The sequence below is a fragment of the Pseudomonas sp. IT-P12 genome (assembly GCF_949767465.1).
GTDB lineage: Bacteria > Pseudomonadota > Gammaproteobacteria > Pseudomonadales > Pseudomonadaceae > Aquipseudomonas.
In genome coordinates, this window is record NZ_CATKPY010000026.1 from 284,899 (window position 1) to 301,400 (window position 16,502).

Genomic DNA, 16,502 nt, shown 5'->3' on the forward strand with positions numbered 1-16,502 from the left:
ATGCACAGTCCGAAGACAGGCGCCCTGACCTTGCTGGCCGGCGCGATGCTGCTGGCCAGTTCGGCCGCCTTCGCCAATGTCGAGCCAGCGCCGAAGCCGGTGACCACGGCCAAGGAATTGCAACAGGCCAAGACCTACACCGTCGCCAGCGCGCCGACCGCGCCCCTGGAACTGAAGAAGCCGGTCCCGCCGGACATCAGCGGCTACAACGCGCAAGCCGTCGAGAAAAAGATCGTGCGCAGCAAGGCCGGCAAGGTCAGCGTGCGCCGGATGATGCAGGAAAACGCCCTGAAGGACTTCATCGGCGGCGACAACAAGATGGCCGAATGGGTGGTGCGCCAGCACGGCATCCCGCAGGCGATCTTCATCGACGACGGCTACATGAACCTCAAGGACCTGGCGAAGAAACTGCCCAAGCAGTACTTCAGCGAAACCTCGCCGGGCGTGTTCCTCGCCAGGCTGCCGATTGTGGTGGGCGAGAAGGGCATTCTCGAAATCGACCAACAGACCCAGGAATTGCGCCTGTCCCAGGAGGCCGGCTCGTTCCTGGTCAACGACGGTCGCCTGTTCGTGCGTGACAGCAAGATCACCGGCTGGCGTGAAAAGGACAACGGCCCGGCGACCTTCAAGTCGCCGAAGGAATTCCGTCCGTTCCTGCTGGCCTGGGGTGGCACCGAGACCTACATCGTCAACAGCAAGATGGCCAGTTTCGGCTACGCCAACAGCAAGTCCTACGGCGTGAGTATTTCCCAGTACACGCCGAACATGGCCAAGGTGCTCAAGCGCCCTGAACCGACCGGCTGGATCATCGGCTCCGAGTTCTCGGACATGTGGTACGGGTTCTATTGCTACGAAACCAGCAACTTCGTGGTCAAGGGCAACACCTACAAGGACAACATCGTCTACGGCATCGACCCGCACGACCGTTCGCACGGGCTGATCATCGCCGACAACACCGTCTACGGGACCAAGAAGAAGCACGGGATCATCATTTCCCGTGAGGTCAACGACAGCTTCATCTTCAACAACCGCAGCTACGACAACAAGTTGTCGGGCCTGGTGATCGACCGTAACAGCGTCAACAACCTGATCGCCTACAACGAGATCTACAAGAACCACACCGACGGCATCACGCTGTACGAGAGCGGTGACAACCTGATCTACGGCAACAAGGTGATCAGCAACAAACGCCACGGCATCCGCATTCGTAACAGCGTGAACATCCGCCTCTACGAAAACCTGTCCCTGGCCAACGGCCTGACCGGCGTCTACGGCCACATCAAGGACCTGACGGACACCGACCGCGACATCAAGCTCGACCCGTTCGACGCCCAGGTGTCGCTGATCATCGTCGGCGGCGAACTGGCCGGCAACGGCAGCGGACCGCTGTCGATCGACTCGCCTCTGAGCGTGGAGCTGTATCGCGTGTCGATGCTCGCGCCGACCAAATCCAGCGGCATCAGCTTCAACGGGATCCTTGGCGAGCGCCAGGATGAAATTCTCGACCTGATGGTGCGCCAGCAGAAAGCCGTGCTGATCGACCCTGTCGAACGCCAGACCGAATTGCAGGACTGAGGATAATTTTATGCACCCACACTTGATCAAATTACTCAGCCTGTCGGCCCTGACTGCCGGTATTCTCGCGGCCAGCGCCGGGGCGCGCGCCGAGGACATCCAGGCGCCGACTTTCGAAGCCGAGCCGTGCTGCAACCTGTGCCCGGAAGCCCACGACGCGAAGAACTACACCACGCGTTACCAGCAGAACTTCACCACGCTGGTGCAGGCCCAGGGCGATTGGCTGTTCCGTACCCAGGAAGACTTGCGCACCGAATTCGACACCACCCCCGCCGGCTACAAGCGCATGCAGCAACTGCACGATGCGTTCAAGAGCAAAGGCGTGGAACTGGTGGTGGTCTACCAGCCGACCCGAGGCCTGGTGAACCGCAACAAACTCAACCCGCAAGACAAGGCCAGGTTCGATTACGACAAGGCACTGAAGAACTACAAGAGCATGCTCGGCCGTTTCGCCGCCATGGGCTACGTGGTGCCCGACCTGTCGCCGCTGACCAACGAATCGCTGCCCGAGACCCTGCCCGCCCACGACTTCTACTTCCGTGGCGACCAGCACTGGACGCCTTACGGCGCGCAGCGCACGGCGAAGATCGTCGCCGAGAAGGTCAAGCAGATCCCGGCCTTTGCCGACATTCCAAAGCGTGAATTCGAGACCCACAAGTCGGGTCGCATGGGCAAGACCGGAACATTGCACAACATGGCCGGTCAACTCTGTGGCACCAGCTACGCGATCCAGTACATGGATCAGTTCACCACCGAGCCCAAGGGCGAAGCGGGCGATGGCGACCTGTTCGGCGATTCCGGCAATCCGCAGATCACCCTGGTCGGCACCAGCCACAGTGGCAAGAACTACAACTTCGCCGGTTTCCTCGAAGAGGCCATCGGCGCCGACATTCTCAACGTGGCGTTCCCTGGCGGCGGCCTGGAAGGTTCGATGCTGCAGTACCTGGGCAGCGAAGAGTTCCAGAAAAACCCGCCGAAGATTCTCATCTGGGAATTCTCGCCGCTCTACCGCCTGGACCAGGAAACCATTTACCGCCAGATGATGGCGCTGCTGGACAACGGCTGCGAAGGCAAGGACGCGCAAATGTCCGCCAGTGCCAGCTTGAAGCCGGGCAAGAACGAACTGATGGTCAACAGCAAGAACATGAACCTGCAGAACAGCAGCCACCAGGTCGACATCCGCTTCGCCGACACCTCGGTGAAAACCCTGCAAGCCACCCTCTGGTACATGAACGGGCGCCACGAGGACATCAAGATCGAAAAACCGGAAACGTCCGACACCGACGGTCGTTTCGCCTTCGAATTGCGCACCGACGAAGACTGGGCCTCGCAGAACCTGCTGGCCGTCGAAGTCCAGGGGCCGGAAGCCGGCGCCGCGCCACAGAAGGTCGAAGCGAAAATCTGCAAACGCAACGTGTTCCCGAACGCTGGGCAACGTACCGCCCAGATCGGGCAATGAGGTCTGCCATGCACAATCGAACCTTGAAACAGCTACTCGCGCCCTCCCTGCTGGCACTGGCGATGTTCGCCGGCGCCACCCAGGCCGCCGCACCGCTGCGCCCGCCCCAGGGGTACTTCGCGCCGATCGAGAAACTCAAGACCGGCGACAGCAATGAAAGCTGCGAGGCGGTACCGACGCCTTACACCGGCTCGCTGCAATTTCGCAGCAAGTACGAAGGCTCGGACAAGGCCCGCTCGACCCTGAACGTCCAGTCGGAAAAAGCCTTTCGCGACAGCACCGCCGACATCACCAGGATCGAGCGCGGCACCAGCAAGCGCGTCATGCAATTCATGCGCGACGGGCGTCCGGAACAGCTCGAATGCACGTTGAACTGGTTGACCGCCTGGGCCAAGGCCGACGCCTTGATGTCCAAGGACTTCAACCACACCGGCAAGTCCATGCGCAAATGGGCGCTGGGCAGCATGGCGTCTTCTTACCTGCGCCTGAAGTTTTCCGACTCGCACCCGCTGGCCAACCACCAGCAGGAATCGCAGTTGATCGAAGCCTGGTTCAACAGGATGGCCGACCAGGTGGTCAGCGACTGGGACAACCTGCCGCTGGAAAAAACCAACAACCACTCGTATTGGGCAGCCTGGTCGGTGATGGCCACCGCCGTCGCCACCAACCGTCGCGACCTGTTCGACTGGGCCGTGAAGGAATACAAGGTCGGCGCCAACCAGGTCGATGCGCAGGGCTTCCTGCCGAACGAACTCAAACGCCAGCAACGCGCCCTCGCCTACCACAACTATGCCCTGCCGCCCCTGGCGATGATCGCCAGTTTCGCCCAGGTCAATGGCGTGGACCTGCGCCAGGAAAACAACGGCGCCCTCAAGCGTCTGGGGGATCAGGTGTTGGCCGGGGTCAAAGACCCGGACATCTTCGAGAAGAAGAACGGCAAGGAACAGGACATGACCGACCTGAAGAAGGACATGAAATTCGCCTGGCTCGAACCGTTCTGCTCGCTCTACACCTGCGCGCCGCAGGTGCTGGAGAAGAAACACGGGATGCAGCCGTTCAAGACCTTCCGCCTTGGCGGCGACCTGACCAAGGTTTATGACCCTGCGAATGACAAGGGCAAGGGATCTTGAAGACACGCTGAATCCCTGTGGGAGCGGGCTTGCTCGCGAAAGCGGTCTGACATCAGAAAGAGATGTCGACTGACACACCGCATTCGCGAGCAAGCCCGCTCCCACAGGGTGAGTGACCAGATGTGAGATATGAGTTGCCCCCGAGTTTTTCATGGGGGGTTTGGGGGGGCTGCGGCCCTTGACTGTTGGTTAAACACGGAGAGACCGGGATGGTATTTTCATCCAACGTGTTCCTGTTCTTGTTCCTGCCGATCTTCCTCGGCATGTACTACTTGAGCGGAATACGCTATCGCAACCTGTTGCTGCTGATCGCCAGCTATGTGTTCTATGCCTGGTGGCGCGTGGACTTCCTGGCGCTGTTCGCCGCCGTCACGCTGTGGAACTACTGGATCGGCCTCAAGGTCGGCGCCGCAGGTGTGCGCACCAAACCGGCCCAACGCTGGCTGCTGCTGGGTGTGGCCGTCGACCTGTGCATCCTCGGCTACTTCAAGTACGCCAACTTCGGTGTCGACAGCATCAACGCGCTGATGACCTCGGTCGGCCTGTCGCCATTCATCCTGACCCACGTGCTGTTGCCGATCGGTATCTCCTTCTACATTTTCGAGTCCATCAGCTACATCATCGACGTCTACCGTGGCGATACCCCGGCCACGCGCAACCTGATCGACTTCGCGGCGTTCGTGGCGATCTTCCCGCACCTGATCGCCGGTCCCGTGCTGCGTTTTCGCGACCTCGCCGACCAGTTCAACAACCGCACCCACACCCTCGACAAATTTTCCGAGGGCTGCACGCGGTTCATGCAGGGTTTCATCAAGAAGGTCTTCATCGCCGACACCCTGGCGGTGGTCGCCGACCACTGCTTCGCCTTGCAGAACCCGACCACGGGCGACGCCTGGCTCGGCGCGCTGGCCTACACCGCGCAACTGTACTTCGACTTCTCCGGCTACAGCGACATGGCCATCGGCCTGGGCTTGATGATGGGTTTCCGCTTCATGGAAAACTTCAAACAGCCGTACATCAGCCAGTCGATCACCGAGTTCTGGCGGCGCTGGCACATCAGCCTGTCGACCTGGCTGCGTGACTACCTGTACATCACGCTGGGCGGCAACCGCAAAGGTACGCTGATGACCTATCGCAACCTGTTCCTGACCATGCTGCTCGGTGGTCTGTGGCACGGTGCGAACATCACCTACATCGTCTGGGGTGCCTGGCACGGCATGTGGCTGGCCATTGAAAAAGCCCTGGGCCTGAACACGTCGCCGCGCAGCCTCAACCCGATCCGCTGGGCGCTGACCTTCCTGCTGGTGGTGATGGGCTGGGTGATCTTCCGTGCGGAAAACCTGCACGTGGCCGGTCGCATGTACGGCGCGATGTTCAGCTTCGGCGAATGGTCGCTGTCGGAACTCAACCGGGCCAACCTCACCGGCCTGCAAGTGGCAACCCTGGTGGTGGCCTACGCGACCCTGGCGTTTTTCGGCCTGCGTGATCTCTACAGCAACCCGCCACCGGCGAAAACCAAACCGGCCGTCAACGTCGAGGCCGATGGCCCCGCCGCTGCGACGCCTGGAATGATCAAGGCGGTCCCGGGCGACAACCCGGCCAGCATCCACCAGCCAGGCTACACCGTGGGCGTCGAAGCCACCGTGCAACCGGCCTACTGGAGCGCCGACTGGTCGCGCTATGTGATGCGCGCCCTGGTGCTGCTGCTGTTCATCGCCTCGATTCTCAAACTCTCGGCGCAAAGCTTCTCGCCGTTCCTTTACTTCCAGTTCTGAGGGATCTGACCATGACCCGCTCATTACGCATTTTCTACATCGCCCTGTTCATGGTGACCCTGCTGGTCCTGGGCCTGTGGTCGGTGCGCAGCTTCTTTGGCTTCAGCACCAACGCCGATGCGACGGTGCTCAACGGCCGTTGGGCCAAGGCCGTCGAAACCCACTACGACGACGAATTCCCGATCAAGCGCCTGGGCACCAACCTCTGGGCCGCGCTGGATTTCAAACTGTTCAACGAAGGTCGTCCCGGCGTGGTGCTCGGTCGCGACCAGTGGTTGTACAGCGATGAGGAATTCAACCCGATCGTCAACGAAGAGCTGAACCTGCAAGGCAATTACGCGCTGGTCGAAGGCGTGCGCCAGGAACTGAAGGAGAAAGGCGTGAAACTGGTGATGGCCATCGTGCCGGCCAAGACCCGCCTGTACCCGGAACACCTGGGTGAAGTGAAGCCTTCGAGCATTCACGCCAACCTTTATGAAGACTTCCACGCCCGTGTCGCCGCCAACAAGATCCTCGCGCCCGACCTGCTGAGCCCGCTGCAAAAGGGCAAGCTGGACGGCCAGCAAGTGTTCCTGCGCACCGACACCCACTGGACCCCGGAGGGCGCTCAGATCGCCGCCGAAACCCTGGCCAGAGCCATCGCCGAGAAAGCCCCGCTGAGCGGCGAGCCTCAGCGCTTCGTCACCGAGCCTGCGCAAACCGTGACCCACAAGGGTGACCTGCGCCTGTTCCTGCCGCTGGACCCGCTGTTCGAAAACCTGATGCCGGCGACCGAGCCACTGCAGAAACGCAACACCGTAGCGGCTGACGATCAGGCCAGCGGCGACGACGCCCTGTTTGCCAACACCGAAGTGCCCGTCGCGCTGATCGGCACCAGCTACAGCGCCAACCCGAACTGGAACTTCGTCGGCGCGCTGAAACAGGCGCTGAACAGCGACGTGGTCAATTACGCCGAAGACGGCCATGGCCCGATCCTGCCGATGCTCAGCTACCTCAAGAGCGACGCTTTCAAGAACAGCCCGCCGCAGGTGCTGATCTGGGAGTTTCCTGAACGTTATCTGCCCGTCAACAACGAAATCGGCGACGCCGACCCGCACTGGGTCGCAGCGCTCAAAGAAGCCGGCGCCCGCCAACAAAATGTAGCCATCAACACTAAATCCGAGACGCCCGACCGGGCGCAAAACTGAAAGAGAGGTACTTCCATGACTTTCACTACTACTCCTCGTCGTCTCGCCAAGACCTTTGCCCTGGCCGCGACCTTCGGCGTACTGTCGATGAACGCCTTCGCCGCCGGCGACTCCGCACTCTACGGTCCGACCGCGCCGAAAGGCTCGTCCTTCGTACGGGTCTATAACGCCGGCAACACCGAAGTCAGCGCCACCGTCGGCAGCACCAGCCTGAGCGACGTCGCACCGCTGTCCAGCACCGACTTCAGCTTCATGCCGGGTGGCGACTACAGCGCCAAGGTCGGCAGCCAGTCCCTGCCGGTGAAACTGGCCGGCGACCACTATTACACCCTGGTCAACAACGCCAGCGGCGCGCCACAACTGATCGAAGAGCCGCCGTTCAAGAACAAGCAGAAATCCCTGGTCCGCGTGCAGAACCTCAGCGACAAGGCCCTGACCCTGAAAACCGCCGACGGCAAGACCGAAGTCGTGCCTTCCGTGGCCGCCAAAGGCCGTGGCGAGCGTGAAATCAACCCGGTAAAAGTCAGCCTGGCGCTATACGATGGCGCAACGAAAGTCGGCGACGTGAAACCGGTTGCCCTGGAACGCGGTGAAGCGGCGGTACTGTACGTCACCGGCAACGGCAGCAGCCTGTCGCCAGTGTGGGTCAAGCGCCCCGTGTCTACGCGCTAATGAATATTCCTGACTGACACCTCAACCCCTGTGGGAGCGGGCTTGCTCGCGAATGCGGTCTGACATTCACCCTGATGTCGACTGACAAAACGCTTTCGCGAGCAAGCCCGCTCCCACAATGGACCGAGGCGTCAATCCGGATACGGAACAAAAACAAGAGTGAAACGACAGAACGTTCGTGCTCTGACCCATACGATTTTCAAGGAGTAACAACATGATTCCGGTGATCTTGTCAGGTGGTAGCGGCTCACGTCTTTGGCCGCTTTCCCGTAAGCAGTTCCCTAAACAGTTCCTGGCCCTGACCGGCGAACACACGCTGTTCCAGCAAACCCTGGAACGCCTGGTGTTCGAAGGCATGGACACGCCTATCGTGGTCTGCAACAAGGACCACCGCTTCATCGTCAACGAGCAACTGACCGCTCGCAAGCTGGAAACCCAGCGCATCCTGATGGAACCGTTCGGCCGCAACACCGCGCCGGCCGTAGCGCTGACCGCGATGATGCTGGTCAACGAAGGCCGTGACGAGCTGATGCTGGTGCTGCCGGCCGACCACGTGCTGGAAGACCAGAAAGCCTTGCAGCGAGCCCTCGCCCTGGCCACCGTCGCCGCCGAAAACGGCGAAATGGTGCTGTTCGGCGTCCCGGCGACCAAACCGGAAACCGGTTATGGCTACATCAAGTCGACCAACGACTCGCTGCTGCCCGAAGGCGTCAGCCGTGTTTCGCACTTCGTCGAAAAACCGGACGTGAAACGCGCCACCGAGTACGTCCAGTCCGGCGGTTATTTCTGGAACAGCGGCATGTTCCTGTTCCGCGCCAGCCGCTTCCTCGAAGAGCTGAAAAAACATGACCCGGACATCTACGACACCTGCCTGCTGACCCTGGAGCGCAGCGAGCATGACGTCGATACCGTGAGCATCGACGAAGCCACGTTCGCCTGCTGCCCGGACAACTCCATCGACTACTCGGTGATGGAAAAAACCCAGCGCGCCTGCGTCGTGCCGCTGACCGCCGGCTGGAGCGATGTCGGCTGCTGGTCGTCGCTGTGGGAAGTCAACGAAAAAGACGCCAACGGCAACGTCACCAAGGGCGACGTCGTGGTTCAGGACAGCAAGAACTGCATGATCCACGGCAACGGCAAACTGGTGTCGGTGATCGGCCTGGAAAACATCGTGGTCGTCGAAACCAAGGACGCCATGATGATTGCGCACAAGGACAAGGTCCAGGGCGTGAAACAGATGGTCAACACCCTCAACGAACAGGGCCGCAGCGAAACCCAGAACCACTGCGAAGTCTATCGCCCGTGGGGTTCCTACGACTCGGTGGACATGGGTGGCCGCTTCCAGGTCAAGCACATCTCGGTCAAGCCGGGCGCCTGCCTGTCGTTGCAGATGCACCACCACCGCGCCGAACACTGGATCGTGGTCAGCGGCACCGCCGAAGTGACCTGCGACGAAAACGTGTTCCTGCTGACCGAGAACCAGTCGACCTACATTCCGATTGCCTCGGTTCACCGCCTGCGCAACCCGGGCAAGATTCCACTCGAAATCATCGAAGTGCAATCGGGCAGCTACCTGGGTGAGGACGATATCGAGCGTTTCGAAGACATCTATGGTCGGTCTACACCGCTCGAACGCGGCGTGTCGGTGAAAACCATCGCGCAATAAGCGTTCGGAAAAACAAAGCCCCCGCCCCACCCGCTGCGTCCCCTATCCGCAGCGGGTGGGCTGGGGGCTTTTTCATGCCTGTCCGGCCGAGGTGTGCGGAGCAACCGCGCTCGCCCATCGCCAAGCTCACCTGCCCTTAGGTAGGATGGCCCTCTCTTGCGCGAGGTTGTGCGACATGTTCATTGGCGTCTTGCTGGTCATCACCTGGTTGATTCTGTTAGTCCGTTACCCGGCCAAGGCCTTGCCCGTCTCGGTGGCGGCTGCCGTTGGCCTGGGGCTGGTCGCCAGCTGGGTGATCTGGATGGACAACCGCGAGGTCAAGCAACTGGCGCGCCTTGAGTTGCGCATTACCTACGCGCCGCAACAATGCCCGGCGGATCGTCCGTTGCAACTGACGATGAACAACGGCAACGAGGTGCCGCTCACCGAATTGCGCTGGCGTGTCGCCGCTTATGCGCCGGGCGACACGGTCAACCTCGCCGACAATCAGTACAGCGCACCGCGCTATCGTGGACCCGGCGAGTTGCAGGCCGGCGCCAGTTGGGAAGACTGCTTGCCCATGCCGCCCCTGCGACCCGGTTATCGTCCACAAACCCTGGAGTTTCGTGCCGAGCATTTGCAAGGCAGTTTCTCCGACTGATCCCTTCTCTTTCTACACAAGGAACGCGCCATGCCTGTTGCGTTGATTACCGGTTGCTCCAGCGGCATTGGCCGCGCACTGGCCGATGTGTTCAAGACGGCCGGTTACCAGGTCTGGGCCAGCGCGCGCAAGGCCGAAGACGTCGCGGCATTGGCGGCGGCGGGTTTCAACGCCGTGCAACTGGACGTCAATGATGGCCCGGCGCTGGAGCAGTTGAGCGAGCAGATCAATCAACAGCACGGCGGCCTCGACGTGCTGATCAACAACGCCGGTTACGGCGCCATGGGCCCGCTGCTGGACGGCGGTGTACCCGCCATGCAGCGCCAGTTCGAAACCAATGTGTTTGCCATCGTCGGCGTGACCCGGGCGTTTTTCCCGGTATTGCGCCGGGCCAGGGGGATCGTGGTGAACATCGGCAGCGTCTCGGGCGTCCTGGTCACGCCGTTCGCCGGCGCCTATTGCGCCTCGAAAGCAGCGGTGCATGCCTTGAGCGATGCGTTGCGCATGGAACTCGCCCCGTTCGGTGTGCGGGTGATGGAAGTGCAGCCGGGGGCCATCGCCTCGAGTTTCGCCCGCAATGCCGGGCAGGAAGCCGAACAGTTGATCAGCGAGCAGTCACCCTGGTTCCCCCTGCGCGAGGGGATTCGCGCACGGGCCCGGGCTTCTCAGGACAAACCGACGCCGGCCAGCGAGTTTGCCGCCGGCTTGCTCAAGGCCGTGCAGCAGGACAAACCGCCAAGGCTGATTCGCCTCGGCAACGGCAGCCGGGCGTTGCCGCTGCTGGCGACGTTGCTGCCCCAAGGGGTGCTGGAGTCGACGTTGATGCGGCGGTTTGGGTTGCGTGGCCAGCTCTGATACCGCAGCGACCTTATCGCGAGCAGGCTCGCTCCCACATTTTGACCGTGCACGCCGCCCCCTGTGGGAGCGAGCCTGGTCGCGATGACGGCAGAACAGACGCTGAAGCTCTGAAGGAAACACCATGACCGACTACACCCAATACTTCGACGAAGTGATCCAGGCCCACGTGGCCATCGAGCAATGGCTGGCCGAAGAACGCGACGCCGCCGAACTCGAACACCTGCTGATGCGTTTTTCGCCGCAGTTCTCCATGGTCTCGCCCCTGGGTCGGGTGCTGGATTTCGCCGCGCTGAATGAACTGTTCCTGCTGGCCGGCGGCAAGAAGCTCGGGTTCCGCATCGAGCTGAGCGAGTTATGTGGCCTGGCGTTGCACGACACCGGCGCCACCGTCAGTTACCGCGAACAGCAGACCGATGCCACCGGCCTGCACTCCGACCGGCGCTCGACAGTGGTGTTCGAGAAGGTGGACGGCAGGATTCTCTGGCGGCACCTTCACGAGACGTTCTGCAAGGAGTGAGTCCCACAAGTTTCGACCGTGGGAGCGAGCCTGCCCGCGATGATCGTTAACGATGACGCGGCATTGCGGATGCCCGTGGTGCCTTGCCGTCCATCGCGAGCAGGCTCGCTCCCACAGGAGTGATGCGCGCCTACAGGGTTTCGGACGGGTTCACCACGACCGTGCAGGTGATCCCCGCCGCCAGCAGCACCCCCTCCGGCACTTCGTCGATGTGTATCCGCACCGGCACCCGTTGCGCCAGCCGCACCCAGTTGAACGTCGGGTTCACGTCGGCGATCAGCTCACGGCTTTGCGGGTTGTCGCGGTCGTAGATGCCGCGGGAAATACTCTCCACGTGCCCCTTCATCACCTCGCCACTCATCAGTTGCATGTCGGCCTTGTCGCCGACTCGCACATGCGGAAGCTTGGTTTCTTCGAAGAAGCCGTAGACCCAGAAGGAATGCATGTCGACCACGGCCATTTTGGCTTCGCCGATGCGCGCATAGTCGCCGCGATGGACATTGAGGTTGGTCACATAACCGTCCACCGCCGCGCGCACTTCGGTGCGCTTGAGGTTCAGTTCGGCCGCTTCCAGCTGGGCTTGCGCCTGCTGGTAATCCGCCAGGGCCGAATCGGCGATGTTGCTGGCGTCGTCACGGTTTTCCCTGGAGATCACCAGGTTGTCCATGTCGGCGCGGCGGTGGGCGTTGACCTTGCGCATCTCCCAGGTCGATTTGCGTGAAGCCACCAGTGCCTGCGCCTGCTTGACCGCGAGGCGGTAGTGCTCGGGGTCGATGCGCATCAACAGATCGCCCTTCTTCACCTGTTGGTTATCGCGCACCGGCACGTCCACCACTTCCCCGGTGACGTCGGCGGCGACGTTGATGATGTCGGCGCGCACCCGGCCGTCGCGGGTCCAGGGCGTGTTCATGTAGTGCTCCCACAGGGTCCGGCCGACCCAGATCGCGAGGGCCAGCACCAGCAAAGTGGCGAGCAGGCTGAAAAGCTTTTTCATCAGGGCATTCTCAGTGGTAGACCGTCAGCGCCAGGGCGCCGAACAGACAGGTAAACAGACTCAGGCGCAGCAACGCCGGGTGCCAGAAAAAACGGTACAGGTCGAAGCCGGAAAGGAACCGGTCCAGCGCCCAGGCCAGGACCGCTGCGATCAGAAACATCAGCGTCATGGTCGGCATGTACACGCCGTGGAAGGCGATCTCACGGGGCATGGGCAAGTCCTTGGGGCGAGGTATTCACGTAGGCGGCGAGCGGCGATTGCGGATCGAGCAAAGAGCTGCGGATGAAGTGCAGGTAGCTCTTCACCCGGCGCAACGCCGAGGTGTCGAAGTGCGGGGCGAAGGGTTCGTCGGTGGCTTGCACCCGGCTGATCGCATGGTCCACCGCGACCAGTCCACGCTCCAGGTTGCTGGCGCTCGGTTGCAGGAACAGGCGCACCAGCGAGCGCCCCATCACGCGGATCGCCTGGCGCCAGGGCTGGGATTCGGCGTAGGCCGGGTGCACCGGCAGGATCGCCTGCTCCTTGCGCAACTCGATGATCGCGTGGCCGACTTCCAGCACCACGAACATCCAGCGCAGCAGGTCCCGCTGCACCTGCGGCTGGCCGGCGGCGAAACCGTAGGCCTGGTGCAGCAGGTCCCGGGTGCGACTTTCGAAACTCGACGCCAGGCCCTTGAGTTTGCCGCTGATCGCGTACACCACTTGTTCGCGCAGGTCCTGTTCCAGTCGACGCCACAACCAGCGGCTGTTGGGCGGCATGATGATCGCCCCGGCAGCGGCGCAGACCAGCATCCCGAGCACCATGGCGATGTAGTCGTTGATGAAGGCGTAGGGGTTGTAGATCGTCAGGTTGTCCGGCACCGAACCGGTGCTGAAGAAGATCAGCAGGCCAAGTCCGACCCCGACGTATTGCGGGCGTGAGGTCAGGAACGAACCGAGCACGATCACCGGCGCCAGCATCACGCACAGCAAGGGAAAACCATCGATCCACGGGAAGATGAAAAACATCTCGACGAAGCCGATCAGCGCGCCGAGGAACGTGCCGCAAGCCATCTGGAACGCCATGCGTTTCGGGTTCGGCGTGGCGGCGGACAGGCCGACCGTGGCCGCCGCAATCAAGGTCATGGTCGCCCCGCTCGGCCAGGCCGTCGCCACCCAGTAACTGCCCAGCACCACCAGGATGAACGCCGCGCGAATGCCCGACGCCGCCGAGGCCATCCAGTTGGTTTGCGGTGTGAAAGGCTCGTCCCACTGCTCGCGCTCGTGACGGTGATCGGCCAGGGAGGCGTGGGTCTGTGCATAACCGTGCAGGTCGTCGACAAAGCGATACAGCAGTTCGTAGGCCGTATGAAAGTCCAGCAACTCGGCGTCGCTCGGCGCGCGCTCCTGGAACGTCGCCCGCAGGCTGCGCACCCGCGCCGGCAGCGCTTCCTTGTAGGCGGCCAGGGCCAGCACCAGACGCGCCGCATCCGGGCTGGTCAGGGCGCGGCCACTGAAACCGTCGAGCACTTCGGCAAGGTCCTGCAACCCGGGCTTGATGGCAGCCACCACATGCTCGGCGGCAGCGCCACGCAACCGTTCGAGCAACTGGTGCAAGGCGTTGAAGCGTGTGGTGACGCCCATGAACTCACTGTTGAGACGGCTCAACCGTCCGTTGCGCCGGCGCATGTGCGGGTCTTCGAACACGGTGACGCTGCGCAGCCCTTCCAGGCCGACCGCCTCGGCACTGAAACGCGCGTTGCCCGCCTCGAACGCCTCGCGCTGGCTGCGACCGCGCAACCCGTCAGTGACGAACAACGCAAACACGCCGAAGCGCTGGTACAACGCGTTGCGCATCGCCGCGCTGGCGGTTTGCGGCAGGATCGCGGCGCTGACCAGGGTGGAGCAAAGAATCCCCAGGGAAATTTCCAGCACGCGCCACACCGCCGCCATGAACGCGCCGTCAGGATGGGCCAGGGCCGGCAGACCGACCATCGCGGCGGTGTAGCCGGCGAGCACGAAGCCGTAGGCGCGAAAGTTGCGGTAACGCGCCGCCCCTGCCGAGCAGATGCCCACCCAGATCGCCAGCGAACCGAGGAACAGCTCGGTGTTCTGCGCGAACAGGGCAATCAGGGCCACCATCACCGCCGAACCGGTCAAGGTGCCGAGAAAGCGGTAGAAGCTCTTGGCGAACACCTGGCCGCTCTGCGGTTGCATGACGATGAACACGGTGATCATCGCCGTGCGCGGTTGCGGCAACTCCAGGCGCATTGCCAGCCACAGGGTCAGGAACGCGGCCAGCAACACCTTGAAGATGTAGACCCAGGTCACGCCGTCGCTGCGCGCCCAGTCGAAGAAACCCCGGCGCCAGTCAAGCGAGTACAGCCAGCGTAAAGTCGTCACCGAGCAGCCCCCTGTGGGAGCGAGCCTGCTCGCGATGGCGGTGTGTCTGGCGAGGTGTGCATTGGCGGACAGGCCGCTATCGCGAGCAAGCTCGCTCCCACCCTGGATACGATGTTCAATTGAGCATGGCCGGTTTTTTCGGGGGCAGCGTCCGACTGTCCTTGGGCACATCATTGCCCGCGCCCAGCCCGCCGCCGAGCGCCGTCACCAGCTCGGCATGGGCGCTGAGGCGCGCGGCCTGGACCTGCTGCTGGACCTGTTGCTGTTTGAACAGCAGGGTCTGGGCGTTGAGCACGTTGAGGTAATCGGTGAGCCCGCGTTGGTAGGCAATCATCGCGATGTCGTAGGTTTTCTGCGCGGTGGCGACGGACTCGGCGGCGAAGTCCTGCTGCTTGTCCATGGATTCGCGGCGAATCAATTGATCGGAAATGTTCTTCAACGCATTGACCAGTGTCTGGTTGTACCTGGCCACGGCGATGTCATACCCGGCGGACGCTTCGCCCAGTTCGGCACGCAGGCGGCCACCGTCGAAAATCGGCAACGAGATCGCCGGGCCGACGCTGTAATTGAGCTTCCTGCCTGTCAGGAACTCCAGTGCACCGCCACCGGTGGCCATGTAGCCGAGGCTGCCGACCAGATCGACGTTGGGGTAGAAACCGGCGTGCGCGACGTCGATGCCACGGGCCTGCGCCGCCACTTGCCAGCGACTGGCGACCACGTCCGGGCGTTGGCCGAGCAATTGCGCCGGCAACGACGACGGTAGTTTCAATGGCGCGCCCAGGATCAGCGTCGGTCGCTGCAACGGCGCCCCCTCACCCGGGCCAAGGCCCGCCAAGGCCGCCAGTTGATTGCGGCTCAAGGCGATTTCTTCGTTGAGCGCGTCGAGCTGGCGATGGGTTTCCGGCAATGGCGTCTCGGCCTGGCTGACCTCGAAGTGCGTACCAATGCCGCCGTCGAGGCGTTTTTGTGCCAGGTCGAGGATCTGCTGTTGCTGTTTCAGGGTCGCCGCCACGATGTCGCGCTGTGCGTAGTGCAGCGACAGTTCGATGTAGGCGCGCACGATGTTGTTCTGCAACTCGAGCTGGGCCTGGCGCGCTTCTGCGGCGCTCATGTGCGCCAGGTCGACGGCACGCTCGGTGCTGTTGCTTTCGCGGCCCCACAGGTCGAGGGCGTAGCTGAAGCCCAGCGCGGCGTTGTTGTCCCAGGTCGTGGTGTTGGCCAGGTCGCCAGGCCCATAGAACGGGTCGGTGGGCCAGTTGTGGCGTTTGAGGGTCGACTCGCCATTGATCTGCAGCGACTCGGCCGACTCGGCGATGCCGGCCATGGCTTTGGCCTGGCGTACCCGCGCAGCCGCCATCGCCATGGTCGGGCTGCCTTGCAGCGCACGGTCGATCCAGTGGTTCAGTTGCGGGTCGCCATAGGCTTGCCACCATTGCGTCGAGGGCCAGTTGGCGTCTCGCGCGGCGCTCTGGATCGCTTCGTCGGTGGCCAGGGAATTGGCGTCCAGTGCCTTGCCTTGCGGGGCAATGCCTCCGGTTCCGATGCAGCCGCTGATTGCCAGGGTTAAAGCCAGAACACTGAGCGTCTGAAACGCTCCTTTAATGCGACGCGGCACTGCTGCAATTTCCTGAGGTGAGGGAGGCGCAAG

The 16,502-nt window shown here is 62.5% G+C and carries 14 protein-coding genes; 10 read left to right on the forward strand and 4 right to left on the reverse strand.

Annotated elements, in window-relative coordinates; translation table 11 throughout:
- From algG to ACM6IM_RS26545, 10 genes are all read left to right on the forward strand, one after another.
- Positions 1-1,575, forward strand: a complete 1,575-nt coding sequence (gene algG / locus ACM6IM_RS26500; RefSeq protein ID WP_414866732.1) for a mannuronan 5-epimerase AlgG — start codon at positions 1-3, stop codon at positions 1,573-1,575.
- Positions 1,576-1,585: 10 nt separating this feature from the next.
- A complete protein-coding gene (locus ACM6IM_RS26505) occupies positions 1,586-3,034 on the forward strand; it encodes an alginate O-acetyltransferase (protein ID WP_414866733.1) in 1,449 nt (482 codons plus the stop codon).
- 8 nt (positions 3,035-3,042) lie between these two features.
- On the forward strand, positions 3,043-4,164 hold the full coding sequence (locus tag ACM6IM_RS26510; protein ID WP_414866734.1) for a mannuronate-specific alginate lyase: 1,122 nt from the start codon (positions 3,043-3,045) through the stop codon (positions 4,162-4,164).
- A gap of 209 nt (positions 4,165-4,373) precedes the next feature.
- Positions 4,374-5,939, forward strand: coding sequence for an MBOAT family O-acyltransferase (locus tag ACM6IM_RS26515; protein ID WP_192302769.1), 1,566 nt, complete (start codon positions 4,374-4,376; stop codon positions 5,937-5,939).
- 11 nt (positions 5,940-5,950) lie between these two features.
- On the forward strand, positions 5,951-7,126 hold the full coding sequence (locus ACM6IM_RS26520) for an alginate O-acetyltransferase (protein ID WP_192302771.1): 1,176 nt from the start codon (positions 5,951-5,953) through the stop codon (positions 7,124-7,126).
- A gap of 15 nt (positions 7,127-7,141) precedes the next feature.
- A complete protein-coding gene (locus ACM6IM_RS26525) occupies positions 7,142-7,798 on the forward strand; it encodes an alginate O-acetyltransferase AlgF (protein WP_371049138.1) in 657 nt (218 codons plus the stop codon).
- A 214-nt stretch (positions 7,799-8,012) separates the two neighbouring features.
- Positions 8,013-9,464: a mannose-1-phosphate guanylyltransferase/mannose-6-phosphate isomerase gene (locus ACM6IM_RS26530; RefSeq protein ID WP_414866735.1), complete on the forward strand. Its 1,452-nt coding sequence runs from the start codon at positions 8,013-8,015 to the stop codon at positions 9,462-9,464.
- Positions 9,465-9,639: 175 nt separating this feature from the next.
- Positions 9,640-10,104, forward strand: a complete 465-nt coding sequence (locus ACM6IM_RS26535; protein WP_414866736.1) for a multidrug transporter — start codon at positions 9,640-9,642, stop codon at positions 10,102-10,104.
- 30 nt (positions 10,105-10,134) lie between these two features.
- Positions 10,135-10,959, forward strand: a complete 825-nt coding sequence (locus ACM6IM_RS26540; protein ID WP_414866737.1) for an SDR family oxidoreductase — start codon at positions 10,135-10,137, stop codon at positions 10,957-10,959.
- A 124-nt stretch (positions 10,960-11,083) separates the two neighbouring features.
- Positions 11,084-11,479, forward strand: a complete 396-nt coding sequence (locus ACM6IM_RS26545) for a DUF4440 domain-containing protein (RefSeq protein WP_414866738.1) — start codon at positions 11,084-11,086, stop codon at positions 11,477-11,479.
- Positions 11,480-11,609: 130 nt separating this feature from the next.
- On the opposite strand, the gene ACM6IM_RS26550 is transcribed toward ACM6IM_RS26545, so the two are convergent.
- The 4 genes from ACM6IM_RS26550 to ACM6IM_RS26565 form a co-directional block, all read right to left on the reverse strand.
- On the reverse strand, positions 11,610-12,473 hold the full coding sequence (locus ACM6IM_RS26550) for an efflux RND transporter periplasmic adaptor subunit (RefSeq protein WP_414866739.1): 864 nt from the start codon (positions 12,471-12,473) through the stop codon (positions 11,610-11,612).
- Between the two features lie 10 nt (positions 12,474-12,483).
- Positions 12,484-12,684, reverse strand: a complete 201-nt coding sequence (locus ACM6IM_RS26555) for a DUF1656 domain-containing protein (protein ID WP_192309861.1) — start codon at positions 12,682-12,684, stop codon at positions 12,484-12,486.
- Positions 12,674-14,854 (reverse strand): FUSC family protein, encoded by a 2,181-nt coding sequence (locus ACM6IM_RS26560; protein ID WP_192309858.1) that lies wholly within the window; start codon positions 14,852-14,854, stop codon positions 12,674-12,676. The genes ACM6IM_RS26555 and ACM6IM_RS26560 overlap by 11 nt, the downstream gene beginning before the upstream one ends.
- Before the next feature lie 115 nt (positions 14,855-14,969).
- A complete protein-coding gene (locus ACM6IM_RS26565; protein WP_414866740.1) occupies positions 14,970-16,469 on the reverse strand; it encodes an efflux transporter outer membrane subunit in 1,500 nt (499 codons plus the stop codon).
- Positions 16,470-16,502 lie beyond the last annotated feature (33 nt).